This window comes from Massilia scottii, assembly GCF_030846495.1.
Classification (GTDB): domain Bacteria; phylum Pseudomonadota; class Gammaproteobacteria; order Burkholderiales; family Burkholderiaceae_D; genus Telluria_A; species Telluria_A violaceinigra.
The window spans coordinates 206873-232420 of record NZ_JAVCWM010000012.1 but is presented as its reverse complement, the minus strand read 5'-3'; the positions used below and the strand labels follow the sequence as shown (position 1 = coordinate 232420).

General features: G+C 65.7%; 22 protein-coding genes and 1 riboswitch. Of the genes, 12 read left to right on the top strand and 10 right to left on the bottom strand.

What is annotated here, in order from left to right; all coding sequences use genetic code 11:
• The coding region (locus tag RBA41_RS18640) for an FAD-dependent oxidoreductase (RefSeq protein WP_306625713.1) at positions 1–1708 on the bottom strand (1708 nt) is incomplete at its 3' end.
• A gap of 129 nt (positions 1709–1837) precedes the next feature.
• Between RBA41_RS18640 and cysM the strand changes: the two genes are divergently transcribed.
• Positions 1838–2740, top strand: coding sequence for a cysteine synthase CysM (gene cysM / locus RBA41_RS18635; protein WP_306625712.1), 903 nt, complete (start codon positions 1838–1840; stop codon positions 2738–2740).
• A gap of 205 nt (positions 2741–2945) precedes the next feature.
• On the opposite strand, the gene RBA41_RS18630 is transcribed toward cysM, so the two are convergent.
• From RBA41_RS18630 to RBA41_RS18610, 5 genes are all read right to left on the bottom strand, one after another.
• The gene (locus RBA41_RS18630; RefSeq protein ID WP_054266941.1) at positions 2946–3272 is read right to left on the bottom strand and encodes a hypothetical protein; all 327 of its coding nucleotides are present in this window, start codon (positions 3270–3272) and stop codon (positions 2946–2948) included.
• Between the two features lie 470 nt (positions 3273–3742).
• Complete coding sequence (gene mltB, locus RBA41_RS18625) at positions 3743–4918, bottom strand: lytic murein transglycosylase B (RefSeq protein ID WP_306625711.1); 1176 nt, start codon at positions 4916–4918, stop codon at positions 3743–3745.
• On the bottom strand, positions 4918–6918 hold the full coding sequence (locus RBA41_RS18620) for a transglutaminase TgpA family protein (protein ID WP_306625710.1): 2001 nt from the start codon (positions 6916–6918) through the stop codon (positions 4918–4920). Before RBA41_RS18620 ends, mltB begins: the two co-directional genes overlap by 1 nt.
• Positions 6915–7922 carry a DUF58 domain-containing protein gene (locus RBA41_RS18615; RefSeq protein ID WP_306625709.1) on the bottom strand — a complete coding sequence of 336 codons (1008 nt, stop codon included), beginning with the start codon at positions 7920–7922 and terminating at the stop codon, positions 6915–6917. Before RBA41_RS18615 ends, RBA41_RS18620 begins: the two co-directional genes overlap by 4 nt.
• Positions 7923–7928: 6 nt before the next feature.
• Entirely contained in the window at positions 7929–8849 is a 921-nt protein-coding gene (locus RBA41_RS18610; protein ID WP_099881746.1) for an AAA family ATPase, read from the bottom strand.
• Between the two features lie 175 nt (positions 8850–9024).
• Between RBA41_RS18610 and RBA41_RS18605 the strand changes: the two genes are divergently transcribed.
• The 7 genes from RBA41_RS18605 (at position 9025) to RBA41_RS18575 (ending at position 15689) form a co-directional block, all read left to right on the top strand.
• Positions 9025–9957 (top strand): histone deacetylase family protein, encoded by a 933-nt coding sequence (locus tag RBA41_RS18605; protein WP_306625708.1) that lies wholly within the window; start codon positions 9025–9027, stop codon positions 9955–9957.
• A gap of 160 nt (positions 9958–10117) precedes the next feature.
• Positions 10118–11005: a hypothetical protein gene (locus RBA41_RS18600; RefSeq protein ID WP_306625707.1), complete on the top strand. Its 888-nt coding sequence runs from the start codon at positions 10118–10120 to the stop codon at positions 11003–11005.
• A 34-nt stretch (positions 11006–11039) separates the two neighbouring features.
• Positions 11040–12221 (top strand): choice-of-anchor X domain-containing protein, encoded by a 1182-nt coding sequence (locus RBA41_RS18595; RefSeq protein WP_306625706.1) that lies wholly within the window; start codon positions 11040–11042, stop codon positions 12219–12221.
• Positions 12222–12313: 92 nt separating this feature from the next.
• On the top strand, positions 12314–13234 hold the full coding sequence (gene ylqF / locus RBA41_RS18590) for a ribosome biogenesis GTPase YlqF (RefSeq protein WP_374709569.1): 921 nt from the start codon (positions 12314–12316) through the stop codon (positions 13232–13234).
• 148 nt (positions 13235–13382) lie between these two features.
• Complete coding sequence (locus tag RBA41_RS18585; RefSeq protein ID WP_306625704.1) at positions 13383–13712, top strand: hypothetical protein; 330 nt, start codon at positions 13383–13385, stop codon at positions 13710–13712.
• Positions 13713–13860: 148 nt separating this feature from the next.
• Positions 13861–14463: a hypothetical protein gene (locus RBA41_RS18580; RefSeq protein ID WP_306625703.1), complete on the top strand. Its 603-nt coding sequence runs from the start codon at positions 13861–13863 to the stop codon at positions 14461–14463.
• Between the two features lie 188 nt (positions 14464–14651).
• On the top strand, positions 14652–15689 hold the full coding sequence (locus tag RBA41_RS18575; RefSeq protein WP_306625702.1) for an expansin EXLX1 family cellulose-binding protein: 1038 nt from the start codon (positions 14652–14654) through the stop codon (positions 15687–15689).
• Positions 15690–15716: 27 nt separating this feature from the next.
• On the opposite strand, the gene RBA41_RS18570 is transcribed toward RBA41_RS18575, so the two are convergent.
• Genes RBA41_RS18570 through RBA41_RS18560 form a run of 3 tightly spaced genes read right to left on the bottom strand, consistent with a single transcriptional unit; the run spans position 15717 to position 19554 of the window.
• A complete protein-coding gene (locus RBA41_RS18570) occupies positions 15717–16535 on the bottom strand; it encodes a DODA-type extradiol aromatic ring-opening family dioxygenase (protein WP_306625701.1) in 819 nt (272 codons plus the stop codon).
• 56 nt (positions 16536–16591) lie between these two features.
• Positions 16592–17470 carry a hypothetical protein gene (locus RBA41_RS18565; RefSeq protein WP_306625700.1) on the bottom strand — a complete coding sequence of 293 codons (879 nt, stop codon included), beginning with the start codon at positions 17468–17470 and terminating at the stop codon, positions 16592–16594.
• Positions 17470–19554 (bottom strand): M1 family metallopeptidase, encoded by a 2085-nt coding sequence (locus RBA41_RS18560; protein WP_306625699.1) that lies wholly within the window; start codon positions 19552–19554, stop codon positions 17470–17472. The genes RBA41_RS18565 and RBA41_RS18560 overlap by 1 nt, the downstream gene beginning before the upstream one ends.
• A 113-nt stretch (positions 19555–19667) precedes the next feature.
• A riboswitch (cobalamin riboswitch) is annotated at positions 19668–19816 on the top strand.
• A gap of 79 nt (positions 19817–19895) precedes the next feature.
• Here RBA41_RS18560 and RBA41_RS18555 point away from each other — a divergent pair.
• From RBA41_RS18555 to RBA41_RS18540, 4 genes are all read left to right on the top strand, one after another.
• Entirely contained in the window at positions 19896–21905 is a 2010-nt protein-coding gene (locus RBA41_RS18555; RefSeq protein WP_306625698.1) for a TonB-dependent receptor, read from the top strand.
• On the top strand, positions 21905–22783 hold the full coding sequence (locus RBA41_RS18550; protein ID WP_306625697.1) for a cobalamin-binding protein: 879 nt from the start codon (positions 21905–21907) through the stop codon (positions 22781–22783). The genes RBA41_RS18555 and RBA41_RS18550 overlap by 1 nt, the downstream gene beginning before the upstream one ends.
• Before the next feature lie 177 nt (positions 22784–22960).
• Positions 22961–23671: a thiol:disulfide interchange protein DsbA/DsbL gene (locus RBA41_RS18545; RefSeq protein WP_306625696.1), complete on the top strand. Its 711-nt coding sequence runs from the start codon at positions 22961–22963 to the stop codon at positions 23669–23671.
• Positions 23668–23982 carry a hypothetical protein gene (locus RBA41_RS18540; RefSeq protein WP_306625695.1) on the top strand — a complete coding sequence of 105 codons (315 nt, stop codon included), beginning with the start codon at positions 23668–23670 and terminating at the stop codon, positions 23980–23982. The genes RBA41_RS18545 and RBA41_RS18540 overlap by 4 nt, the downstream gene beginning before the upstream one ends.
• Before the next feature lie 51 nt (positions 23983–24033).
• Here RBA41_RS18540 and RBA41_RS18535 read toward each other — a convergent pair whose 3' ends face one another.
• Positions 24034–25332 (bottom strand): ATP-binding protein, encoded by a 1299-nt coding sequence (locus RBA41_RS18535; protein ID WP_306625694.1) that lies wholly within the window; start codon positions 25330–25332, stop codon positions 24034–24036.
• Positions 25333–25548: the final 216 nt, after the last annotated feature.

The following is a 25548-nucleotide window of genomic DNA, read 5'->3' as shown; positions in this document are numbered from 1 at the left end:
CCACCACCGCCGCGCCTTCTCCCACGGCGGCCGCAACCCGCTTGGTCGACCCCGCGCGCACATCGCCAATCGCAAACACCCCCGGCACCGTGGTTTCCAGATGCCCGTGCAGCGTCCCATCGGTATTGAGCATCTGCCCCGTCACCCTGCAGCGCGCCATCATCACATCGGTGCCCGTCATCACGAACCCATGCTGGTCGACCTGCACGCCGCAATCCTCCAGCCAGCCCGAATTCGGATCGGCCCCCACGAACAGGAACACGCTGCGCACCGCGTGGCTTACTTCCTCCTCGTCGCGATGCTGCCAGCGCACGCCCGTCAGCCGTTGCCCATCGCCTTCCAGCCTGGTCAATCTGGTATGCGTGTGCAGCACGATATTCGGCGTCGCCGCAATCCGCTCGATCAGGTAACTCGACATGCTCGCCGCCAGCCCCGCCCCGCGGATCAGCATGTGCACCGTCTTCGCATGCCCCGACAAGAACACGGCCGCCTGCCCGGCCGAATTGCCGCCGCCGACCAGCACCACGTCTTCGCCCTGGCACTGCCGGCCTTCGAGCGGCGAGGCCCAGTAATACACCCCGCAGCCTTCGTACAAGGCCAGGTCGGCCAGGTCCGGCTTGCGGTAGCGCGCCCCGCAGGCCAGTACCACCGCGCGCGCCTGCACCTGGCCGCCGCCGGCCAGCGACAGGCGCAGCGGATACTGGTCGCACAGCAGCTTGTCGGCCGCGGCCGGAATGGCCACTTGCGCCCCGAATTTCTGCGATTGCACGAAGGCCCGTCCGGCCAGCGCGCGGCCTGAAATCCCGGTCGGGAAGCCGAGGTAGTTTTCGATGCGCGCGCTGGCGCCGGCCTGGCCGCCGAACGCGCGGTTTTCCACCACCAGCACCGACAAGCCTTCCGAGGCCGCATACACCGCCGTCGCCAGGCCGGACGGCCCGGCCCCCACCACCAGTACGTCAAACACCTTGTCCGGGTCCAGCTCGGGCAGCATGCCGAGGCAGCGACCCAGCTCGGTCAGGCTGGGATTTTTCTTGACCACGCCGTCCGGGCACACCACCAGCGGCAGTTCGTGCGGGCCGGGCTGGTACATGCGGATCAGCGCGTCGGCGTTCGGGCTGGTGGCCGGATCGAGCACCATGTGCGGGTGGCCGTTGCTGGTCAAAAAAGTCTGCAGGCGGAACAGGTCGGCGCCGCCGGGCGGGCCGACCAGCACCGGCGCGCTTGTGCCCGCTTCGATCAGGCCCACGCGCCGCAAAATCAGGGCCCGCATGATGCGTTCGCCCAGCTCGGCTTCGGCCACCACCAGCGCGCGCAGCGCGTCGGGCGTGACGATCAGCGCGTCGACCGTGCCGACCGCATGCGCGCTCACCAGCGCCGGGCTGCCCGACAATTGTCCGACGTCGGCCGTGAAGTGGCCGGGGCCGTGGTCGACGATCTTGTGGCTGTTGCCCATGCCGTCGCGCTGGCTGATGCGCACTTCGCCCGCCAGCACGATCATCATGCCCGGATTGCCGCCGCCGGCGACGAAAATGGCGTCGCCATCGTGCCAGCGTCCCTCGCTGCCGAAGCGGCGCAGGCGCGCGATTTCGGCCGCTGTCAGTACAGGAAACATCTGGTCGCGGCGCGACTCGTATTTGCTCATCGAACTCTCGAAGCGCTCGTTGACGCTGTTGTCGGGAATAAAATCAGGGGCGGGCAGGGTGCTCATGGGAAGTCGGCTCTGGTGAGGGGAACAGCCGTCAGTCTAGCAGCTGGCTGGCCGCAAGCGACCCTGTCTCGAACGCACAAGCGCATCGTGGATTAGAATGGTGTTTTGTCGAACTGCAAAGAGTAGCCCATGCCCTACATGACCATCGAAGATACGATCGGCAATACCCCGCTGGTGCGCCTGGTGCGCCTGCCGGGCGCCGATGCGGCTGCCCGCAACAACATCATCCTCGGCAAGATGGAAGGCGATAATCCGGCCGGTTCGGTCAAGGACCGCGCCGCCATGTCGATGCTGCGCCGCGCCGAAGAACGCGGCCAGATCAAGCCGGGCGACACCCTGATCGAAGCGACCAGCGGCAACACCGGCATCGCGCTGGCGATGGCGGCGGCCATCCGCGGCTACAAGATGCTGCTGCTCATGCCCGAATACCTGTCGATCGAACGGCGCCAGAGCATGGCCGCCTACGGCGCCCAGATCATCCTCACGCCCAAGACGGGCGGCATGGAATACGCGCGCGACATGGCCGATCAGCTGCAGCGCGACGGCAAGGGCATCATCCTCGACCAGTTCGGCAACCTCGATAATCCGCGCGCCCACTACGAGTCGACCGGTCCCGAGATCTGGCGCGATACCAACGGCGGCGTCACCCACTTTGTCAGCGCCATGGGCACCACCGGCACCATCATGGGCGTGTCGCAGTACCTCAAGGAGCAGAACCCGGTGGTGCAGATCATCGGCGCCCAGCCGGAAGAAGGTTCGCAGATCCCGGGCATCCGCAAGTGGCCCGAAGCCTACCTGCCCAAAATCTTCGACAAGGCCAGGGTCGACCAGGTCGAGAACGTGAGCCAGGCCGCGGCCGAGCAGATGGCGCGCCGCATGGCGGCCGAAGAAGGCATCTTTTGCGGCATTTCGGCCGCCGGCGCCTGCGAGATCGCCCTGCGCATCTCGCAGACCGTGGAAAACGCCACCATCGTGTTCATCGTGTGCGACCGCGGCGACCGTTACCTGTCGACCGGCGTGTTCCCCGCATAATCGACGATCCGGGCCGAAAGGCCCCGCACAAGAACAAACGCCTTCCACCGCGAACGAGTCGATGACCCGTTCATGGTGGAAGGCGTTTTTGTGTGCTTCCCGTGCGCCGCCCCCCACAGGGCAATGCATGGGCTTATCCGGCTGCGCCTGTTCGGCGCGGCCCGACCTGCGCGGCCCGACCTGCGCGGCCCGACCGATCCCGCGATTACGCTGGATCGCCTTCTTTTGGCTTGAACTGCTTGTCGCTGATGCGGAACTTGTTGCGGCGGTCGCCCATCAAGTAGCGCAGGTCGCGGATCGACAGGTCGCTTACTTCGTGCATGCGGATCAGCAGGGAGGCGCCGACCGGCAGGCGGTGGTGACGGATCTTCGAGATCACTGGCGGCGCCACTTCCAGCGCGCGCGACAGGGCTGCATCGTTCTTGAGACGCAGATTTTCGATCAGCGTGTCCAATAAACGATTTGGGTTGTATTGCAGCAGATCATCGGAGTCCGAATCGCTGTTCATATCAATGCCGACTTGGTTTGTCATGATGTCAATAATTCCTATTGTGAGTGGTGCTGCTAAGTCAAACACGCGGAGCTCTCGCTGCTGGTCAACCACCGTCGAAGTGCGCTTGCGAATTTATCTTGGGTAACACTTTTTAAAAAATATACACAATTGTACAACGTTTTGTAATCTAATACCGATAAGCAATAACAGATTACAAAATGATGTCGGTTGTGTTGTCTGATCGCAACATAGCCGCATTGCAATTCTCTCACAAAATCACTGAAAAACTAATTGTTTTCCAAGAAAACTTAAGTGTAAGACAATTTACATGCCTTCGCCGCACAATTCTAAACAGAACTGGCTTATTAGCAACATGTTTCTGAGTATATTAACGCAAGAGGGGTTTCTATGGAGCACGAATGAATATTCGCGCGGATACTTCGGACCAGCATGCGCTGTCCGGGCGCGTGCGTGCCGCGCCAAAAAACCGCTTTCCGCGTTACATTCTTTTACAAAGTTTCCCCGGGTGCAACAGACTGTCCCGACCGGCTCAGGCGGATGGCGCGACCCAGTTCGATGACCGACATGGCGTAAAAGTAAGAGCGGTTATATTGCGTGATAGCGAAAAAATTATCGGTGGCGATGCGGTACTCGGTCGGATCGCTGCCGTTGGGCAAGTCGATCAAGCCATAGCGCTGGCTCGGGGGCAGGATGGCGCTGCTGGTCACGCCGCCTGCGCGCAACTCGTCGCCGCGGAATTTGGCCGCCAGGCCCTGGTTGAGGAAGCTTTCCCACACGCGCTCGTCGGAGACGCGCGCCGGATACACGATCGGGCCGCTCTGCTTTGCCTGCCAGCCGTGCTGGACAAGGAAACTGGCCACGCTGCCGATCGTGTCCACCGCCGAGTTGCGCAGGTCGATGTTGCCATCGTTGTCGTAGTCGACCCCGTACGCCAGCACGCTGCCCGGCATGAACTGCGGCATGCCGATGGCCCCGGCGAAGGAGCCGAGCATGGACAGCGGTTCGATGTTCGACTTGCGCGCCAGCAGCAGCGCGTTTTCCAGCTCGCCCCGGAAAAACGCCATGCGCGCCGCCCGGTTGGGCGCCTCGGGATAGGCAAAGGCAAGCGTGGTGAGCACGTCCAGCACGCGGAAGCGCCCGGTATTCCTGCCATAAATCGTTTCCACGCCAATGATACCGACGATAATCTCGGCCGGCACGCCATACTCGGCCTGCGCGCGCGCCAGTACGGCGGCGTGCTGGTTCCAGAACGTCACGCCCGCCCTGATGCGGATCGGTTCGATCGTCACCCGCTTGTAGTTCTGCCAGTTCTTGGGCTTGCCCTTGGGCGCCGGCTTGACCAGTTGCACCGCCGCATCGATATAGCGGATCTGGCCGATCAGCGCGCCCAGCTCGGCGCGCGGAAAGCCGTGGCGCAGGGCCAGCTCGTCGGCGAAGGCATTGACCGCGTCCGATTCGCTGAACACGATGGCGTCGCCGGACTGGGCCGCCGCAGCCGCGCCAGCCGCCACCGGCAGGGCCGCCAGCGGCGCCCTGGCTGCCGCCTTGGCTCCCGCCTTGGCGCGGCTGTGCGCGCTTTTCTTGCCGGGTTTCTTGGCAGGCGCAGCCTGGCTCAGGGGACTTGCCGACACAGCCAGCGCCAGCAAGAGAGATATCAGTTTCATTAAATGTTGTTCAGCAAACTTTTCAGGGTGGAGGCCAGCCCGGAAGCGGGTGGCCGGGCACTGTATTTGTGGGCGCTGTAGAGCGCCAGGAAGCGCTCGATGGCCGCCAGTTTGTCCGGCGCCAGCGTGCCTTGCGCGAGCCGGGCGGCGTACGCGTTGGGGCCCTCGTCGGCGGCGCGCGCCATTCCAAGCTGGCTCATCCGTCGACACAGGGCCGAGTATAGCGCATCGACCGGGTCTGTCTCGCGCCGCTGGCGTATCGCGCGCCACAGCAGCAGCACGGCGCCGATCGCGGCCAGGATGGCCAGGTTGCGCCAGTGCATCAGGCTCAGCTTGAGGCTGTCCAGGAAGCCGCTCTGGCGGTCCGGCGTGTAGTTCAGTACCCACTGGTTCCAGCCATTGTTGATCGCGCCTATGCGAAAGCGCAACTGTTCGAGCAGCGCATTGCGCTCGCCGCCGAAATCGAGCAGGCCGCCCAGGCCGGCGAATGCCGGGGTATTCTGCGCCAGCGCGCTCGACAGGCCGCGCTGCACCCGCTCCGGCGCCACCGCGGCGGTCGGGTCGACCCGCAGCCAGCCGCGCCCGGCGATCCAGATTTCCGCCCAGGCGTGCGCTTCCGTCTGGCGCACCATCAGGAAGCCGTCGATGGGATTGAGTTCGCCGCCCTGGTAGCCGATCACCACGCGCGCCGGCACGTCGGCCGCGCGCATCAGCACCACGAAGGCGCTGGCGAAGTGCTCGCAAAAGCCGGCGCGCGTCTTGAACAGGAATTCGTCGACCGAGTCGCGTCCCAGCAGCGGCGGCTGCAGCGTGTACGAGAACGGCATCCTGGTGAACATGCCCAGCACCGCATTGGCGCGCGCGGCCGGGTCGGCGCTCATCCGCGCGATCTGCGCGCCGGTTTCGAGCGTCCTCGGATTGAAGCCTTGCGGCAGGGCCAGCCAGCGGTCGCGCTCGTTCAGCTGGTCGCCGTGGTCAAGGCTGTAATCGACGTGCGAGGATAGTTCGTAGCGTACGCGCTTGCTCAGCGGCAGAGTGGCGGTCATTTCCAGCTCTCTCGACACGCCGGCCGAATTGCCGCTCAATTCAGGCAAACGGTCCGGCATGTCGAGCGCGAACAGCCAGTTATTCGACGACGGCTCCAGGGTCAGTTCGTAGCGGATGGGCTCTCCGCGCGCCGTCATGGAAATGCTATCGGGCAGGCGGCGCCGGCGCAGCTGGGTCCAGGTGCGCCCGTCGAAGTCGCCCATCACCAGGCCGCGCCAGTACAGTTGCGGCTTGGGCGGCACCTGGTCGAGAAAGCGTACCTGGAACACCGGCTCGTCCGACTGCGCCAGGTTCGACATATTCCCAGGCGCCATGCTGTTCGACAGGCCGGTGCGCCCGCCCTGGGCGTCGCTCGGCATGCCCCACAGCGGCCCCTGGATGCGCGGGAACAGGAAGAACAGCACCAGCGCCAGCGGCGCGGCCAGCAGGAATACGCGCGCGCCCATCCACAGGCGCCGGCCCAGCGGCGGCACGCTGCCGGTGAACTGGAACGAGAGCTGCGCGGTCAGCAGCGCGATGATCGAGGCGACCATCATCAGCGCCGTCAGGATGCTCTGCGAGTAAAAGAAATTGGTCAGCACCAGGAAGAACGACAGGAAGATCACCACGAACAGGTCGCGCCTGGCGTGCATTTCGAGCATCTTGAAAGCGACCAGCAGTACCAGCATGGCCACCCCGGCATCGCGTCCGAACAGGGTGCGGTAGCTCATGAACACGCCCGCCATGGCCGCCATCGACAGCGGCAGCAGCAGGAAGGCGGATGGCATGCGCGTGCCGCGCACGGTGGCCACGGTACGCCACAGCAGGGTCAGGGCGCACAGGCTCGATACCCACAGCGGCAGGTGGCCGGCGTGGGGCGCGAGCACCATCAGGGCCGCGCCCAGCAGCAGCAGGGTGTCGGCCTTGTCGCGCGGCAGTTGGGCGGCCAGGCGCGCCAGGCTGGCGCCGCTCATGGCGCCTCCTTCAGGCCGTGCAGCGCCAGCGCGCGCAGGCAGGCCGCCTGGTGCGCTTCGCCGATGGACGCCTCGAAGTCGGTGGCGCCGATGCGAAAGGCGTAGGGCAGGGCGCGCTGTTCGGCGTCGAGCACCCAGCGCGTCATGCGCGACAGGCGCAGTTCCAGGTTCATGATGGACGGCATGGCGTTAAAGTCGAGCACCAGTTCGTCGACCGCACCGCCCTCGAAATGCTTGGTCACCAGCTGGCCGCCGTCGGCCGGGTCGAGCCGCGCGATCTGGCGCCAGGCCATGTGGCGCATCGGGTCGCCCGGCTGGTAGCTGCGGATGCCGGCAAAGTCGTCGTGGCCGGCGTGGCCGTGGCCGTCGGCGCTCTCGACGCCCGATATCGGCAGCGGCGGCCCGTTTTCTTCGGGGAAGGGATAGACCAGCGCGTTCAGGTCCGGCTGCCAGTAGCTCCACGCCCGCAACAGGCCCAGCGGAAAACGCGTGGACAGGCGGATGCGCGGCGCCGCCAGCCAGCCGCGTTGCGTGCTCGGCGCCGACAGCACCACGGCGCTGGTCGCGCCGGCCGCCACATCGACCACGTGGCGCGCTTCGCCGGCCTGCATGAAGTCGACCCACAGCGCGTAGCGGTCCAGTTTGGTGCGGTTGACCAGGTGCAGTTCGAACTGCGCCACTTCGCCGGCGAACACCGGCTGCGCGCGGCCCGGGCGCAGGTGCAGGTGCGCCATGTTTTTATAGGTCATGTAGATGTCGACCATGGCGCAGGTGCCCATGGTGAAGGTCAGCGCGAAACCGAGGCCGAGCGAATAGTTGATCGAGCCGATCAGCAGGATCAGGATCAGCGCGGCAAATCCCATGCCGGCGCCGGAAGGCAGGATGAACACGCGGCGCTGGGTCAGCAGGGTTTCGCCGGGATCGACGCCGCGCTTCTGGAATAGCCAGGTGTCCGCCTTGGCGCGCACCGCGGCGGGAATGAAGCGGTTCGGGGAGGCAGCCATGCTGCCTTACACCGGCACGGATTTCTGCAGCTGCAGGACCAGGTCGCGGCTGGCCAGCGCCACTCCGTGCGCCGACTTCAAAGGACGCAGGCGGTGCGCGCAGACCGGCACCAGCACCGCCTGGATATCTTCCGGCACCACGTGGTCGCGCCCTTCCATGGCGGCCCAGGCGCGCGCGGCCTGCAGCAGCGCGATCGAGGCGCGCGGCGACAGGCCCTCGGCGAACATGCCGTTCTGGCGCGACGCTTGCGCCAGCGCCTGCACGTAGTCGATCAGCGAGGCCGAGGCGTGGATCTCGCGCAGCGCCTTCTGCGCCACCGTCAGTTCGGCCGGCTGCATGGCCGCCGGCAGCGTCTTGAGCATGCTGCGGCGGTCGTCGCCCATCAGCAGCGCGCGTTCGGCGGCGGCGTCCGGGTAGCCCAGCGAGAGGCACATCAAGAAGCGGTCCAGCTGCGACTCGGGCAGGGCGAAGGTGCCCACCTGGTGCAGCGGATTTTGCGTGGCGATCACGAAGAAGGGCGAGGGCAGGGCGCGCGTGACGCCGTCGGCGGTCACCTGGCGCTCTTCCATCGCCTCCAGCAGGCCCGATTGGGTTTTCGGCGTGGCGCGGTTGATTTCATCGGCCAGCAGCACTTGCGTGAAGATCGGGCCCGGGTGGAACACGAAGCCATTCTTTTCGCGTTCGTACACCGAGATGCCGGCCACGTCGGCCGGCAGCAGGTCGCTGGTGAACTGCACGCGGTTGAATTTCAGCCCCAGCGAAATGGCCAGCGCGTGGGCCAGGGTGGTCTTGCCGACGCCGGGCACGTCTTCGATCAGCAGGTGGCCGTTGGCCAGCAGGCAGGTGAGCGCCTGGCGCACTTGCAGGTCCTTGCCGACCACAATCTGGCTGACCTGGCGGGCGACGGCGTGCATCTTTTTGAACATGGTGGTTATCTTTACAGTGTGCTGTGGGTGGTCGCGCGCACCCGCGTGGGGCACGGCATGGTAGATTAGCGCCATCGGCACCGACTATTCCGTCATCACGACCCGTTCTCAGGATTCTATGCGAGAACGGCATTTCCGGTGCAACATTGATGACACCGTTTTTGAAATGACGCACATGAGCACAGCAATCTACAGCCACCCCGACTGCCGCCGCCACGACATGGGCGAATGGCACCCGGAGTCCCCGGCGCGCCTGCAGGCGATCGACGACCAGTTGATCCTGGCCCGTATCGACGGCCTGCTCGAACGGCGCGACGCGCCGCTGGCCGAAATTCCGGCCATCGGCCGCAATCACACGCCGGAAGCCATCGCCCTGGTGCGCGACAATACGCCCACGGTCGAAGGCGATATTTACCCGCTCGACGGCGACACCTCCCTGTGCGCCTTCAGCTACCAGGCCGCGCTGCGCGCCGCCGGCGCCGCGCTGGCCGCCACCGATGCCGTCATTGCCGGCAGCATCGACAACGCCTTCTGCGCGGTCCGCCCGCCCGGCCACCACGCGCTGCCGACCGAGCCGATGGGCTTCTGCCTGTTTAACAATGTGGCCATCGCGGCGCGCCACGCGCTCGATTCGCATGGCCTCGAACGGGTGGCGATCATCGACTTCGACGTCCACCATGGCAATGGCACCGCCGCGTCGTTCCGCGACGATCCGCGCGTGCTGATGGCCAGTTTTTACCAGCATCCGTTTTATCCGTACACCGAACCGGAACCGCGCAGCGCCACCAGCGTGAATATTCCGGTACCGGCGCGCAGCGGCGGCGACGTGGTGCGCCAGCTCATTACCGAACACTGGCTGCCGGCGCTGCACGACTTCAAGCCCGACATGATCTTCATTTCGGCCGGCTTCGACGCCCACCGCGAAGACGATGTGGGCGGCATGGGCCTGGTGGAAGCCGATTACGCCTGGATCACGCGCCAGATCATGACGGTGGCGCGCCTGTACGCGCGCGGACGCATCGTCAGCTGCCTCGAAGGCGGCTACAACCTGTCGGCCCTGGGCCGCAGCGTGGTGGCGCACGTCAAGGTGTTGGCTGATCTGGAGTAGGGTTTCCGGTCCGCGTCACCCGCCTTGTCTCCATTCACCGACAAACTTTATTTTTTGACCACGCCATGTTGACATGCATATAAGCCCTCTGTAGATTCGTCGGTGGCCGAGTCCGGTCGTTCTCTGTTTCCGCCGCCGACGTACCCACAAGGAGCAGTCAATGAATCATGTCATGCGTGTCTTCATTTCGGTTTGCCTGGTTTCCCTCACCGCCGTCACCGGCATCGCCAGCGCGGCCAATTACACCCTGTGGGTCAATGGGCGCGGAGGCGGCGGCGTGATCGGCAACCACAACAGCTTCACCTACTGGGGACCGGCCACGGCCGACGCCGGGGTCAACAAAAAATCGGCCAACTGGGACGGCTACAACAGCATCGCCGCCCAGAACGGCAACGTGCGCGACGCGCTCGACTGCTACTGCACCGGCACCAACTGGTGCTACGTCGCCACCCACAGCGCCGGCGACCTGATGATGGGCTACGCGCTGGCCAATTACGGCGGATCGAGCCGCCTCAAAAAGAACGCCGTGCCCAATAGCGGCGGCCAGTGCGGCAATGCCGACGGCAGCAGCCAGACCGGCTGGAACATCAAGTGGGTACGCTCCGCGGCGGGTGCCGCCGGCGGCTCGGAACTGTCCGACGCCGGCTCCTGGACCACTTCCGAACCGCTGGTCAAGGACCTCAAGACCACCACCGCGCGCGCCATGTACAACCACAATACGACCTACAACGTCTGGTTCTACATGTATGCCGGGGCCAAGGGCACGGCCTATTCCTTCATCCTGCCCGGCCAGGACGACGAAGTGGTGGCGTATCACAGCAGCGGCGCCGCGGCCGGCAGCGGCGGCAGCAATCTGTGCAATCCCGGCAACTGGTTCTGCAACGACCTGACCCTCGGCAGCGGCCCCAACGAAGGCGGCAGCGCCAAGTGGAACAAGCACTCGGTGGTGTTCAGGGACGATAATGAGGCCCACAACCACTACAACTCCAACAACTGGCAGGGCGTGGTTGGCGTGATGCGCGCCGCCGTCGCCGGCAGTGCGTTTTAAACCCGGGTGGGTGGCTGCCGCTGCCGCTGTTGCAGTGGCTGCCACGCTCGCCCTCCTGGCGTGGCGCTCCGGCGCACCCGCGGGCGCCGCCGCCAGCGCCGCGGCGCCTGCCCCGGACCGCACCGCCGCCACCTTTTTCGCTCCGGAGCCGCAAGGCGCGCTCCTGCCGCCCGTGTCCGGGCGCGGCGCGCAGCTGCAGCAGCTGCGCGAGCAACTGGCGCTGGCCGACAAGACCTTGTGCGACTACCGCGCGGCGACCCGCTATCCCGATGCCTCGCGCCCCATGTCGGAGCAGCCCGACCAGGTTTATCCGAACCAGCCGGTCACCGAAACGCACGCCATGCGCAGCGAGGGCGGACGGGCCGACCCGTCGGTGCAGATCCAGACTTCGCAATCGCGCGTGTTCATGGTGGCCGGCGAAACGGTGGCCTTGTCGCTGCGCGCGCTCGATAGCCGTGGCGCGGTGCAGCCGCTGGTGATCACGCGCGCGCTCGCGCAGGGCATCACCTTCAAGGGAGCGCGCCCGACCACCCAGCTGCCGCTGGCGTTTGCCGACGACGGCCAGATGGGCGACGCGGTGGCCGGCGACGGCGCCTTTGGCGGCATCCTGGCGCCGGCCCAGACCGGGCTGGCCGCCTTCCACGGCACCATCCGCGCCGAAGTGCGCTTCAGCGTGAACGGGCGCGCCGGCCTGGCGCTGTTCGATGTCATCTACAGTCCCGAGGTGCCGGCCACCTGGACCGGCCAGATCCGCGAAGCGGTCGAAGACGGCTCGCTGGCGTACTACCTCAAGGCCGACGTGCGCCAGCCCGGGCGCTATGTGGTCAGCGGGCGGGTCGACGACGCCGCCGGCAAGCCGTTCGCACTGGCCACCTTCAACGACATGCTGGGCGCGGGCCAGACCGAAGTGAAGCTCACCGTGTTCGGCAAGCTGCTGCGCGACCAGGCGCCGGCGCTGCCATTGACCTTGCGCGACGTGGACGGCTATCTGCTGCGCGAAAATATCGACCCGGACCGGCTCATGATGCCGCGCATGGAAGGGCGCGCCTTTACCGGCAAGCCGCATGCGCTCAAGGACTTCTCGGACGCCGAATGGCAAAGCGACACGCGTACGCGCCACCTGGAGGAATTCGGCAAGGATGTGGCCCTGGCGCGCGGCGCGCTGGCCCAGGCCGACCCGGGCGCCCCGGCGCCGGCCAGCGCCTGCATTCGCTGATTTTGCGGCGCGCGGGGCGCGCCCCGGTAAAATAGCGCCTTAAACGAGAATTCCGAAAGCACAGCATGTCGATACAATGGTACCCGGGCCACATGAACGCCGCCCGCAAGAAGGCGGCCGAACAGATGGAGAACACCGATCTGGTGATCGAGGTGCTCGACGCGCGCCTGCCCGAGGCGAGCTGCAACCCGATGGTCGAGGAACTGCGCCTGTTCCGCCAGCGCCCCTGCCTCAAGATCCTCAACAAGGTCGACCTGGCCGATCCGGCCGCCACGGCCGCCTGGAGCGCCTACTACAACGCGCAGGAAGGCGTGACCGCCTACGCGATGACGACCAAGAAGCCGGGCGACGTCGCCAGGATTCCGGACCTGTGCCAGTCGCTGGCGCCGCACCGCGGCGTGCCGACCAAGCCGCTGCGCATCATGATCATGGGCATTCCCAACGTCGGCAAATCGACCCTGATGAACGCGCTGCTCAAGAAAAAAGTGGCGAAGGTGGGCGACGAGCCGGCCGTCACCAAGATGCAGCAGAAGCTTTACCTCGGCAAGAACATCATCCTGGTCGATACCCCCGGCATGCTGTGGCCGAAAATCGCGCTGGCCAGCGATGGCCTGATGCTGGCCGCCAGCCACGCCATCGGCTCGAATGCGCTGATCGAAGATGAAGTAGCCGTGTTCCTGGCCGACGAACTGCTGGCGCGCTATCCGGCGCTGCTGACGGCGCGCTACGGCTTCAAGACCGAGGGCATGGACGGCATCGCCGTGGTCGAAGGCGTGGCGGCGCGGCGCGGCTACCGCCAGAAGGGCGGCGACCTCGATTTCGAGAAGGCCTCGCACATCTTCCTGCAGGATTACCGCACCGGCGCGCTCGGCCGCATCAGCCTCGAAACGCCGGAAACGCGCGCCGTGCGCCTGGCCCAGCACGAGGCCGAGATGGCCGCCAAGGCCGCCAGGGCGGCAGCGCTTGCCGCCGAAAAAGCGGCTAATTCGGCGCGCGGCAAGCGCGGTACCTGATCCTCGTACAGCTGTATCCGGCCCGGTCGCGCCACTGTTGCGCTGACCGGCGCCATCTCCGGGTGAACGGAAGTTGTTATGTCTGGCGGGTATTGTATATTCGTCAACATGGTATGCTTCCTGTTCATCTGTCCGGAGTCCTCCATGAATGCACCGCGTCCCCTTTGCCGACGGTTTGTTCGTGGCGTTCTGGGACATGGAAAAAATCAGCTTCATTAATCCACTCCCGATCATGTTCGGCAGCTTCCTGAATATCGTCTTTTACGTCAAGCCGGAGGTGGCGGTGAAACAGGCCGGGCGGAGTTTCCGGCGCGCGTTTTGCCTCACCACGGTGGGCGGTAATATCAGCATGGTTGGGAAACATAAAATGTTCAGCTTCATGACGCCGGGCATCCGGCCGATGTCCGGCCCCAAGCTGGATCAGGACGCGATTCTCGAGGATCTCCACGAGCGCTTCGAAGCGTCCGGACACGCTTGACGCCCGAATCGTGTTCCATGTATTGACATCCGATTAATAGCAGCCATATGGCGAGCGTTTCGGTTATGTCGCGTGGCCGGCATTATGTAATTTCATGCCTGTTGATATTCCTTGATTTTCCATTTAAAGGCGCCCCACTGGCGGAAACTTGCCGTTCAGTAAACTGTTATACTGCGCGCCAGATCTTAATGGAGTTATTATGAACCAGTCGCGTCCCCCGATCGCCTATACCGATACAAAATCTTTTGGTTACTGGGCCATTGGCCTGGGTGCCGCCGTGGCCGTGATCGGCATTTACTCGTTTGTAAAGCAGATGAGCATGGGCCTGGGCGCCGTGATGCTTTTCTGCGCGATATACATGTTCGCCGCGGCGTATTTTCACTTCACAATGAACGGCAAACGCACCACGATGACCGTCAGCGATGACGGCGTTGGTTTTGACGGCGGCTTGTTCGTGCCGTTCAGCGATGTCGACAAGATCTGGGCAGGCAATCCGTTCCCGACCATGCCGGGCAATATCCTCAGTATCGCGCTCCATCTCAAGCCCGCTGCGCCGGTAAAACAGTCCGGGCGCGGATGGAAAGCCGTGTTCTTCCTGACTTACGTCGGCGGCAATATCAGCATGATCGGGAAGAAGAAAACGATCAGCTATATGACGCCGGGAATCCGCCCCGTCAGCGGCGCCGACATGGACCAGGACGATATCCTGGAAGACCTGTATGAGCGCTTCGACGACTTCCAGAATCGCTGAGGCGGCAGCATTGCATTGACTTTTGTTCAACTATGGCGCCTAATGGCTGGGTCGTGCAAACGATTTCAGCGGCGGCCGATGGTTGACTGAACGGATATCCGAACCCCCGGACTCCCGGTTGATGAATTCGTCGCTTGCCTGCGCCAGCTCTGGCGCGAACCGATTACTTCAACCGAAATGGAGTCCGAATGCGATTCACGCTGCGTTCCACCGTCATCTGTCAAGCCATCGTCGCCGGCCTGTTTGCCACCTCCGCACAGGCGGCATTGCCGGTGTCGCTGACGTACGTCATCAACAATCCGTGGGCGGGCGGTTACTGCGCCATCGTCAAGGTGTCCAATCCGAATGCGGAGCCGGTCCAGTGGAGCGGTTCGCTTCCGGTACGGGGCACCGTGACGTCGCTGTGGAACGCGGTCGGCAAGCAGTCCGGCGGGGCCCTCGTGTTCAGCGGCGGGCTCGATTGGAACAAGATCATCCAGGGCAAGTCGTCGATGGAGTCGATCGGCTTTTGTGCGACGGATGCCGTCACGCCGACGCCGACGCCGACACCGACGCCAACGCCGACACCGACGCCGACGCCGACACCAACGCCGACACCGACACCGACGCCGACGCCGACGCCGACAGGCGCGCTCTCGCCAGTCTACAAAGGCGAAGGCACCTTTTACGGCGCAACAGGCGAGGGCAATTGCAGCTACGACGCCAGTCCCGGCAACCTGATGGTCGCCGCGATGAACCAGACGGATTACGCCAACAGCGGTGCGTGCGGCGAGTACATCGTCGTCACCGGTCCCAAAGGCAAGGCCACGGTGCGGATCACCGACCGCTGCCCGGAGTGCAAACCGGGTGACGTCGACCTGAGCGAGCAGGCTTTCGTCCAGGTGGCCGAGAAGTCGGCGGGCAGGGTGCCGATCAGCTGGTATGTGGTGGCCGGCGACACGACGGGTACGGTCAGCTACCGCTTCAAGGAAGGCAGCACCATCTACTGGCAGGGCATCCAGGTGCTCAATCACCGCCTGCCGGTCACGAAACTCGAGATCCGGCCGAACGGCAGCGCCAACTGGATCGCCGTCAAGCGCGAAGAGTACAACTACTTCGTTTATCCGACCCCGATTGCCGCAGGCCCGATGCAGGTTCGCATCACCGGTCTGGGTGGCGCCACCCTGCTGCAAACGCTGCCTGAACCCCAGGGCGGCCTGGTGGTCAAGGGCAGCAACCAGTTCTGACGAGGCTTGGGCGAATCGGTGGCGCTGTTACGGCGCCACCGGTTCCCCGAAGCGAAAACTCGACACGGCCAGATGGCCGAAAAATTCATCTTCGTGATACACGCAGGCCGCATCCTCCGATTCGGCCGCGCCCAGCGCCACCATCAGCGGCAGCAGATGCTCTTCGCGCGGGTGCGCGTTGCGCGCATACGGCGCCTGGCCCCAGTGCAGCAGGGCGGTGGTGCGCTCCGACGGCGGCAGCTTGAGCACCATCTGCAGCCAGTCGTCGAACTGGTGCGAGGCGAGCCGGCCTTCCGGCCCGAACTGGTGCAGGTTATGGTAGCTCAGGCCACTGCCGATAATGAGCACCCCTTCATCGCGCAGCGGCGCCAGCGCGCGCCCGATCTTCACGTGCGTGAGCGGATCGAAGCCGTGCAGGAGCGACAGCTGCACTACCGGCACATCGGCCTGCGGGTAGATCGGATACAGCATCGAAAACGTCCCGTGATCGAAGCCGCGCTGCGGATCGAGCGACACCGCGTGGCCGTCCGCGGCCAGCAGGGCGGCGGCGCGTTGCGCCAGTTGCGGCGAGCCTGGCGCAGGGTATTTGATCTGGTAGGTATGGGCCGGAAAGCCGCCGTAATCGTAAATCATCGGCGGCTGCGCGCTGGACGACAGCATCAGCTCCTTTTCTTCCCAGTGACCGGAAACGACCAGCACCGCGGCCGGCTTGACGTCGCCGATCTGGCGCCGGATGTCGACCAGCGACGCTTCCAGCACGTCGTAGGTCTCGCCGTACTGCTCCTTCATGAAGGGCCACGGCCCGCCCCCGTGGGAGACGAAATAGGTCGGCAGGCGATGGTTCATGGCGGCGCTCCAAACGGTGAATTAGCTATTCAATATAGGGGCGCGCACGGGCTTTATCAAGATGCGCGGGCACGCACCAGGTCGATCAGCGCGAACAGGCGCGCGCTGCGCATCCAGCCGATGGTGACGACGGCCGCCTGCGTCAGCAGCAGGGCACCCGTAAAACCCAGGACACCGACGCCCGCCGTGTTCACGCGCAGCAGCGACAGCAGGCCGGCCAGGCCGAGGCCAACGAGGCTGATGACGATGTACGTGCCAAGCGCAGCCACCGGGTGGCGCGCCAGCAGCATGCAGCCCGACCACCACGCTGCAAGAGCGGAGCGTTGGCGCACATCGTTCGCCAGGATGGCGCGGCCGGCGTCGAGCGAGGCGGTGACAAGGCCGATGAGCAGCACCATGAGCGCCTGCGCCAGCATCATCGGCAGCGCCGTCTCGCCGGTCGTGACGACCTTGCCGGCGTACGTGGATGCGGCGTCGACCGCGCTTATGCCGGCCATGAAGGCCGCGCCGAGCGGCACCGCGCCCCACGCCAGCATGCGCAGCATGGGCGCATAGTACGCCAGGCCGCCGCGCGTGAGGGCCGCAAAGCCGGGTGGCTGCGGCGCGCGCGCCGCCGTCGCCACCATGCCGGACAGCAGCGGCGAAATGAGCAGCGTGACGCCCAGCGCGATGCTGCCGGCCTGGGTGAATACCGCCTGATGGCGCCCGTACACGTCCAGCAGATCGCTGACGGCGGTCATGTCGAGCGCGCGTGCCAGCGCCGCCGCGTGTACCGAATAATCGAGGTTCGACGACAGCAGATGCCACGCCGGCAGCGCCATGATCAGCGTCGGCACCAGCATCCACAGGGCCCACAGCAGCAGCAGGCGCCATTGCAGCGCCGCGCGCGCCGCTCGCGGCACTGCTGCAATCGAAAAGGCAGGGGAGGCGCTCATTACACGGTCGCAATCAGGGAAAAGAGGATGCTGAACATCGCCGCCAGGTCGCCGGCCCAGCGGCGCGCGGCGCTGCCGTCCGCCTCCAGCGTGCGGCTGTCATCGAGTTTGCTGGCGTCGAGGTAGTGCAGGCGGCTCGGGTCGAGTTCGGCCGATACCGCCTTGACCGGCTTGACCCAGCTGAAGGTGCGCGCGCGCTGCTGGTCGTCCCACGCCACGGTTTCACTGCTGCCGTCGGCGAATTTGACCACCACGGTTTGCGCGACCGGGGCGCCGCGCCGCTCCAGGGTGACGCTGGTGCGCCACGCGCCCGCGCCGCCGGCCTTGGCCGACGCCTCTGCCTCGCTCGCGAAGCGCGCAATGCGGTCGTCCACGCTGGCCGTGCCGTACACCTGCTGCGCGAACGCGGCGTGGACGGCGGCGCGCTGCCCGCTCACCTCGGCCAGCGTCTCGCGCAGATCGGCGATGCTCGGATGGCGGAACTTCCAGCGCCGGTAGTATTCCTTGAAGGCGCGCCCGGTCGCCTCCTTGCCGATGCGTGCCTCCAGGTCGCGCAGCACGGTGGCGCTGCGTACGTACACCGGGCCAATGCCCTGCTTGCGCATGTGGGCGTTCTGTCCGAGCGGTTCCGCCGCTTCGGCGGGCGCGGTGTCATAACGCTCGACGTCGAAGCCCTTGAACCCCGGCGCGATGCCCAGCGCCGCGAGCAGCGGCGGCCCGAGATAGGCGTCCTTGCCGGTGTCGCGCAGCATGCGATGGTTCCAGAATTCGTTCAGGCCTTCGTCGAGCATCGGTTCTTCAGTCTCGTTCGACGCCAGGATGCCGTGGAAGTAACTGTGGCCGACTTCGTGGATCGTGACGAGATCGAGGTCGAAGGCGGCGGCCGTGCGCGGCACCACCTTGTCGTAACCGTTGACGGTGATGAAGGTCGGGTACTCCATGGCGCCGGCGTTGTCGGCGTTCAGCGGCGGGATCACAATGGTCAGCGTCTTGTACGGATACGGTCCGAGCGTCGTCGAAAAATAGGTCAGCGCCTCGGTGGCCGCTTTCAGCGCCGGCGCGGCGCTGGCCGCGCGGTCGGGCGGGAACAGTACCGACAGCGCAACCTGCGGGCTGCCCGGCGCGCTCCAGGTACCGCGCAGGGGCGGCGCCGTGCGATTGTCGGCGGTCCAGGCGAAATCGTGGACGTCGCCCTGCACGTAGTGGTGCGTCAGCATGCCGCCCTGTTCCACCGGTGGCCCCTGCAGTTCGCCGGTGGCGCCCACGGTGTAGCCCTTGGGCGCGGTGAGCTTGACATCGAAGCGGCCGAAGTCGGCGTAGAACTCGGTCTCGTGGTGATATTCGTGCACGTTCCAGCGCGCCCTGGCGGCGCCGCGTTCGCCAGGCAGTTCCAGCACCCCGATCTTGGGGAACCACTGGCCCACCAGGTGAAAGCTGCCGACATGGCCGGTACTGGCCACCACGCGCGGCAATTGGGTCAGGAAGGTGATATCGAAGCTGGTGGAAGCGCCTGGCGCCACCGGCGCCGGCAGGTCGAAGCGCACCACCGTCTCGTCGGTGGCGGGGCCGTTGTCGGGGTGGACGAACGACCAGTCGACCCTGGCACCGCCCTGGGTCACGCTGCGCAGGGTGATATGGCCCCATTCGCCGGGGGCGATGGTGGCGTTGTAGCCGGATTCGCGCTGCTCGGTGAAGAAGGTGCTGCCGGCGCTTTTGAAGGCGTTCATGTACAGGTGCAGGTAGACGCTGCGCACGGTCTCCTTGCTGCGGTTGCGCCAGGTGAGTTTCTGCTTGCCGTCGACCGTGTGCGCTACCGGGTCGAGCGTCGCTTCGATCCGGTAGTCGACCACGCGGTCCGACAGGGTCGCTTCGCTGCCGCTGCGCGGCCCGCCCCACGCGTCCGGGGAGCTCGGCACGCTCACCGCGCTGGCCGAGGGCATGGCGAAGCCGATGCCGACGTCGGTCACCGGTTCCGGAATCGGCGTGATGGTGATGTCGGCCTGCGCCATCAGCTCGGCCCCCGCGACGGCGGCTGCCGCCAGCAGGAGCGCCCTCTGGGCCATGGTTCGGGTACGCGCTTGCATGCATTCTCCTGCGCCGCCGGGCGCTTCGATTGGTAACAGGTCTGGCTGGTGGGCAGCCGGCCGCACAGCATGCCACAACGCCCGCCGGGCCGCGGTCCGGATGGCGACTCCGATTATAATGGCGCAGTTTTGGTGCCCGCCCGCGTCTTCACGCCGGCAGTTAAACGGGAAACACGCAGTGTGCTGCCCCCGCAACGGTACTGCAAGCCGTCGTTACTGACGTCGTGCGAGCCCGGATACCGGCCAAAACAGGTGGACATGATGCCGCGCAGCGCGCCTCTGTCCGTGCAATCCGGCTTGCGGGGACGCAGGCCCGGACTCTATTTTCTGAAGACGACATCATGATTTCTGCAGTATCGCCGCGCCGTGCGCTCTCCGCCAGGCCGCTCGCGCTGGTTTCCGCCCTGTCCCTGTGTTTCATGTCCAGCGCCGCGCTGGCCGCCGATGGCCAGGCCCAGGCCCAGGCCCAGACCCTGCCCGCCGTGACCGTGACCGGCGCCCGCTTTGCCAGCGACCCGGCGCTGGCCCCGATCGGCGCGACCGTCATCAGCGCCGACGACATCCGCCGCGCCGGCGCGGCCGACGTCAACCAGGCCATCCGCCAGATCGGCGGCGTGTACGGCCGCCAGAGCCTGGACGGCTCGCCCGATTTCAGCCTCGACCTGCGCGGCTTCGGCACCAACAGCAGCCAGAACATGGTGGTCACCCTGGACGGCGTGCGCATGTCCGAAAGTGAATTGAGCAATGCGACCCTGTCGTCGATCCCGATCGAGACCGTCGAGCGCATCGAAATCATCCGCGGCGGCGCCAGCGTGCTGTATGGCGAAGGCGCCACCGGCGGCGTGATCCACATCGTCACGCGCCGTCCCGAGGCCAATGGCGGGCGCGGCATGCTGCGCGCCGAAACCGGTCAGTTCAACCTGCGCGACCTGCGCGCCGCCGTGGCCCGGTCATGGAACGGGTTCGCGCTCGACGCCTCGGTCGGCAGCCAGCGCACCGACAATTACCGCGACCATAACAGCTTCGAGCTCGATACCTTCAGCGGCGGCGCCCAGTGGGCATACCAGGGTGGCCGCACCGGCCTGCGCTACGACCGTGCGCGCCAGGAATCGGAATTGCCGGGCGCCCTGAGCATGCAACAGTTCCGCGACAACCCGCGCCAGGCCAGCACGCCAGACGATGTGGGCTCGCTCGATTCGGACCGCCTGACCGCGTTCGTGGAGCAGCGCGTCGGCAGCGTCGACCTGGCCGCCGAACTGTCGCGCCGCGAGCGCACGGTCCGTTCCACCTATTTCTACACCTTCGAGGGCGTGCGCGCAGCCTCGAAGTCGACCTACGACAGCGCCCAGACCCAGTTCTCGCCGCGCCTGCGCCACCTTGCGCACATGGGCGGCATGCTCAATGAGCTGGTGGCCGGCGTGGACCTTGTGAAGTGGTCGCGCGTGACCGATTCGGACTACTCGAACGCCGACGCCACGCAAAAATCGCGGGCGCTGTACGTGCGCGATGAACTCAAGTTCGGCGGCGCGCACAAAGCCCGCGTGGCCGTTGGCGCGCGCCGCGAACGGTTCGAGAAGGATGCCACCGACGCGCGCGCCTTCGCCGCACCGTATGCCAGCAAGACCACCCTCAACGCCTGGGAAGTGCAGGGCAGCGCCAACGTCATGCCGATGGTAGAACTGTACGCCAAGGCCGGGCGCAGCTACCGCGTGGCCAACGTCGACGAGAACGGCTACCGTTCCTCGTCCGCCGTGCTGGCGCCGCAAACCTCGCGCGACCTGGAACTGGGCGTCGCATACGGCGATGCGGCCATGGGCGCAAACGCGCGCGTGTTCCGCCATCAGTTGCGCAACGAGATTTTCTACGACCCGACCGTGAACGGCGGCTACGGCGCCAACACCAACCTCGATCCGACCGGGCGCAAGGGCGTGGAGCTCGATGTCCACGCCAGCATCGCGCGCGACTGGCGCGTGAGCGGCAACTGGCAGCACGTGCTGGCGCGCTTCACCGGCGGCCCGAACGCCGGGCGCGAGATGGTGCTGGTACCGAAGAACGTGGTCTCGGCGCGCCTGGCCTGGGTGCCGGGCAATGGCCACAGCGCCGACATCGGCGCCCAGTGGGCCGGCAGCCAGCGCTTCGGCGCCGACTTCGCCAACACCTGCGGCGTGCGCATGGCATCAAGCACCACCTTCGACGCGCGTTACGCGCTCCAAGTCGGCGCCTGGGAATTCGCGGTGGCGGGCCTGAACCTGGCCGACAAGCGCTACACCAGCAATGCGTACGGCTGCAACAGCGGCATTTATCCGAGCGACGCTCGCCAGGTGAAGGTCTCGGCGCGCTACGACTTCTGATGCGCAAGCGCCTCGTCTTCGCCGCGCTGGCCCTGTGGGCCGGCCTGGCCGGCGCCGCCATCACGGTGGTGGACGACGCCGGCCGGCGCGTGGTGCTGGCCGCGCCGGCGCAGCGCATCGTGTCGATGGCGCCGCACGTCACCGAGCTGCTGTTCGCGGCCGGCGGCGGGGCGCGCATCGTCGGGGCGATGAGCTACAGCGACTATCCGCCGGCCGCCCGAACCATCCCCCTCGTCGGCGACAACAGCCAGATCGACATGGAACGGGTGCTGGCGCTGAAACCCGACCTGCTGGTGGTCTGGCAGAGCGGGAACACGGCGCGCCAGCTGGAGCAGCTGCGCCAGCTCGGCATTCCGATGTTTTACAGCGAGCCGGCGCGGATGGACCAGGTGGCCGGCAGCATGCTGCGTTTCGGCCAACTGCTCGGCACCGGGACGGTGGCGCAGGCGGCAGCCGCCGCGTTCCGCGCCCGCATCGCGGCGCTCGAGGCGCGCTACGGCAAGCGGCCGCCGGTCAAGGTGTTTTACCAGGTGTGGGAAAAGCCGCTGTACACCCTCAATGGCCAGCATGTCGCCAGCGATGCCATCCGCCTGTGCGGCGGCGAGAATATTTTCGCCGCGCTGGCGGTCAAGGCGCCTTCGGTCGGCGTCGAGGCGGTGTTGCAGGCCAATCCGGAAGCGATCGTCGGCAGCGCGCCGTACGACGCCTCCGAACAGGGTTTGGCGATCTGGGCGCCGTATACAACCCTGCTGGCGGTGCAAAAGGGCAATCTGTTCACCCTGGACGGCGAATTGCTGACCCGGGCCGGACCGCGCCTGCCCGACGGCGCCGCCATCCTGTGCGAAAAACTTGAACTGGCGCGTCAACGGCGCAGGTAGGGCTGCGTTAACACGGTGACTGCGCACGGTGACTGCGCACGGGGTTGCGCAGCGTGACGGTGCCTGTAGCGGGAACGCATATGCAACGCAATGTAAAATGCGGGTTCCTGGACTGAGACCTGCCGCAAAAAGTGGTAATCTCGCGATCGTCGTCTCAACTTAACATGAAGGATATTTATGCGTTTCCTGCGTATTGCTCTGGCCGTGGCCAGTCTGGCCGTCAGCACGGCGTTCGCGTCGCCCCTTGACCCGAAAGAGGGCGCCGAGTATGTCACGCTGGCAAGTCCGCAGCCGACCAAGTCGGTCGGTAAGAAAATCGAAGTCATCGAGTTTTTCATGTACCACTGCCCGGCTTGCAATGCGTTCGAACCGCACCTGGCCGACTGGGTCAAAAAACAGGGTGACAATATCCTGTTCCGGCGCGTGCACTTCGCTTCCAGCAACAACGATCCGGAGGCGCATTTGCACCTGACGCTCGAAGCGATGGGCAAGGGCGAAGAAATGCATCCGAAAGTGCTGCGTGCCTTCCACGTCGAGCGCATTCGCCTGAACAAGGACGCCAACATTCTCGAGTGGATTCCCAAGCAGGGCATCGACCAGGCCAAGTTCATGGAGTACTGGAATTCGTTCGGCGTGCTGACCAAGCTGAAAAGCGCACCGCAACTGATCCAGAACTACAAGGTCGACAGTGCGCCCAGCATCGTGATCGATGGCCGTCTCATGACCTCGCCATCGCTCATCGGCGACGCCAATCCGGGTCTGACCAACGCCACGCAATACCCGGCGATCGGGCAAACCCTCGATGCGCTGGTGGCCAAGGCCCAGAAGGAAAAGGCGGGCCCTGCCGCCGCGCCAGCCAAAGCACCTGCTAAACCTGCCGGAAAATGAGCGATCCTGAAGAAAAAATCATCAAGATCTACGACGGCTCGCGCCCCGTAGAGGAAGATTTATTCGAGCGCAACTGGATTAACCAGTTGGCATGGAGCCTGGTGGTGGTGCTGTGCAGTATCGTGGTGTGGTTTGCGATTGCGATCGTCAATGCCGAGAACCAGCGTCATGCGCTGATCACCAAGCAGTGCGCCGATCCCGTGTTCAAGGGCGAGGTCGACATGCGCTGCCTGCAGGTGGTCAGCTCGCGTCCGCACTGGTGGGAACACCTCTGGTACGGGATTACGCATCTGAGGCCGGCGCAGAAGTAAGCACCAGCCGTTCTGCATCGCTTCCGCGCCATGGCGCGGGAGCGACGCACCTCAGGCCGGCAACGCAATCACGAAGCGCGCGCCGCCCATCGCCGACTGTTCCACCGCAATCGTGCCGCCATGCAGCGCCACGGCCTTTTGCGCAATCGATAATCCCAGCCCGAAGCCGCCGGTACTGCGGTCGCGGCTGCGGTCGAGCCGGTAAAACGGTTCGAACACCTTGCCCCGTTCCGCCTCCGGAATGCCGGGGCCGTCATCTTCCACCACGATTTCCACCCCGTCCGCGCGCCGCGCCGAGAGCGCAATCTGGCCGTTGCCGTATTTCTGCGCATTCCTGAGCAGGTTGCCCACCGCGCGCAGCAGCAGGCGCCGGTCGCCGGTCATGCTGCCCAGCGCACTGTCGAGCCGGACCTGGGGCTGGGCCGCCAGCGGGTCGAGCCCGCCTACGCAGCCCAGCAGCGCCGGCGCCAGCTCGAAGCTGGCTTGCTGCAGCGCCTGGCGGCTGTCGAGCCGGATCATGCCCAGCAATTCATTCACCAGCCCGTTCAGCTCGGCGACATCGCCTTCCATCGCCACGATGCGCTGTTCCAGCGCCGGATCGTCCGCTGCCGACCTGAGCAGTTCCAGCGCGAATTCCAGGCGCGCGATCGGGGTGCGCAGTTCGTGCGAGACGGAATGGAGCAGGTTTTTCTGCGCATCGAGCAAGCCGTCGATGCGCCCGGCCATGTGGTTGAGCCTCTCGGCCAGCGGATAGATGATGGCGCCCGGCTTGAAGCTGGCGCGCGCCGACAGCCGGCCGGCGCCGACCTCGTCGGCCACGCGCGAGAGTTCCTGCAGCCCCAGCCAGTGCGAGCGCGACCACAGGGCGATCGGCACCAGCAGGAACAGCGCCACGATCACGTAGCGCACCGCTTCCATCTCCAGCGCCAGCCCGATGTCGATGGGCAGCTGATGGGCGTGGATGACTTCCTCGGCGCTGCCGACATAGCTTTCGCCATGCAGGTCGACGCGGCGGTAAAAGGCTTTGTTGGCGGTGTCGAGCACCAGTTCGCCGCGGTTGAGCGCGGCGTGCTGCTGGACCGGCAGCGAGGCGCGCACGCTGCTCAGCAGCACCAGGTCGAGCTTGACGTCAGTCACTTCGCGCACCTTGTTGAGCCGCACCAGCCAATCGTCGGCCGGGGCTTTGTCGATGTATTGTTCAAGCAGGAAAATCTGGGCGGCCGCCTGGCGCCGCGCGATATCGTCCAGCGGATCGCCGAACAGGCGGCTGGTGGCGAAGTAGATGGCAAAGGTCGCGATCGTGATCGACAGCATGACCAGCACGAAGAAGCGGAAGAAGATCCGGTTCACGCGTGTATCCCGCCACAACGGTGTTCAATAACTGTTGCCATAGACATCGCTTCTCCTTGCGCAGCATTGTATAAGAGTGGCGCGCATCGGGGTATTACAAATAAGTGACAAATAGGGGACAGTTCATGGCGGAAGTGCCGCGCGATTGTCTATATCATGGCTTTACTCGCATTCCAGGTCTGCCCGCCGCGTTTGCGCGACGGCAGGTTTCGCTTC

What these genes read in the sequence shown, in the direction of transcription:
- cysM (WP_306625712.1), top strand. Translation starts at nt 1,838, where the DNA reads ATGCCCTACATGACCATCGAAGATACGATCGGCAATACCCCGCTGGTG.
- RBA41_RS18630 (WP_054266941.1), bottom strand. Translation starts at nt 3,272, where the DNA reads ATGACAAACCAAGTCGGCATTGATATGAACAGCGATTCGGACTCCGAT.
- mltB (WP_306625711.1), bottom strand. Translation starts at nt 4,918, where the DNA reads ATGAAACTGATATCTCTCTTGCTGGCGCTGGCTGTGTCGGCAAGTCCC.
- RBA41_RS18620 (WP_306625710.1), bottom strand. Translation starts at nt 6,918, where the DNA reads ATGAGCGGCGCCAGCCTGGCGCGCCTGGCCGCCCAACTGCCGCGCGAC.
- RBA41_RS18615 (WP_306625709.1), bottom strand. Translation starts at nt 7,922, where the DNA reads ATGGCTGCCTCCCCGAACCGCTTCATTCCCGCCGCGGTGCGCGCCAAG.
- RBA41_RS18610 (WP_099881746.1), bottom strand. Translation starts at nt 8,849, where the DNA reads ATGTTCAAAAAGATGCACGCCGTCGCCCGCCAGGTCAGCCAGATTGTG.
- RBA41_RS18605 (WP_306625708.1), top strand. Translation starts at nt 9,025, where the DNA reads ATGAGCACAGCAATCTACAGCCACCCCGACTGCCGCCGCCACGACATG.
- RBA41_RS18600 (WP_306625707.1), top strand. Translation starts at nt 10,118, where the DNA reads ATGAATCATGTCATGCGTGTCTTCATTTCGGTTTGCCTGGTTTCCCTC.
- ylqF (WP_374709569.1), top strand. Translation starts at nt 12,314, where the DNA reads ATGAACGCCGCCCGCAAGAAGGCGGCCGAACAGATGGAGAACACCGAT.
- RBA41_RS18585 (WP_306625704.1), top strand. Translation starts at nt 13,383, where the DNA reads ATGCACCGCGTCCCCTTTGCCGACGGTTTGTTCGTGGCGTTCTGGGAC.
- RBA41_RS18575 (WP_306625702.1), top strand. Translation starts at nt 14,652, where the DNA reads ATGCGATTCACGCTGCGTTCCACCGTCATCTGTCAAGCCATCGTCGCC.
- RBA41_RS18570 (WP_306625701.1), bottom strand. Translation starts at nt 16,535, where the DNA reads ATGAACCATCGCCTGCCGACCTATTTCGTCTCCCACGGGGGCGGGCCG.
- RBA41_RS18565 (WP_306625700.1), bottom strand. Translation starts at nt 17,470, where the DNA reads ATGAGCGCCTCCCCTGCCTTTTCGATTGCAGCAGTGCCGCGAGCGGCG.
- RBA41_RS18560 (WP_306625699.1), bottom strand. Translation starts at nt 19,554, where the DNA reads ATGCAAGCGCGTACCCGAACCATGGCCCAGAGGGCGCTCCTGCTGGCG.
- RBA41_RS18555 (WP_306625698.1), top strand. Translation starts at nt 19,896, where the DNA reads ATGATTTCTGCAGTATCGCCGCGCCGTGCGCTCTCCGCCAGGCCGCTC.
- RBA41_RS18550 (WP_306625697.1), top strand. Translation starts at nt 21,905, where the DNA reads ATGCGCAAGCGCCTCGTCTTCGCCGCGCTGGCCCTGTGGGCCGGCCTG.
- RBA41_RS18545 (WP_306625696.1), top strand. Translation starts at nt 22,961, where the DNA reads ATGCGTTTCCTGCGTATTGCTCTGGCCGTGGCCAGTCTGGCCGTCAGC.
- RBA41_RS18540 (WP_306625695.1), top strand. Translation starts at nt 23,668, where the DNA reads ATGAGCGATCCTGAAGAAAAAATCATCAAGATCTACGACGGCTCGCGC.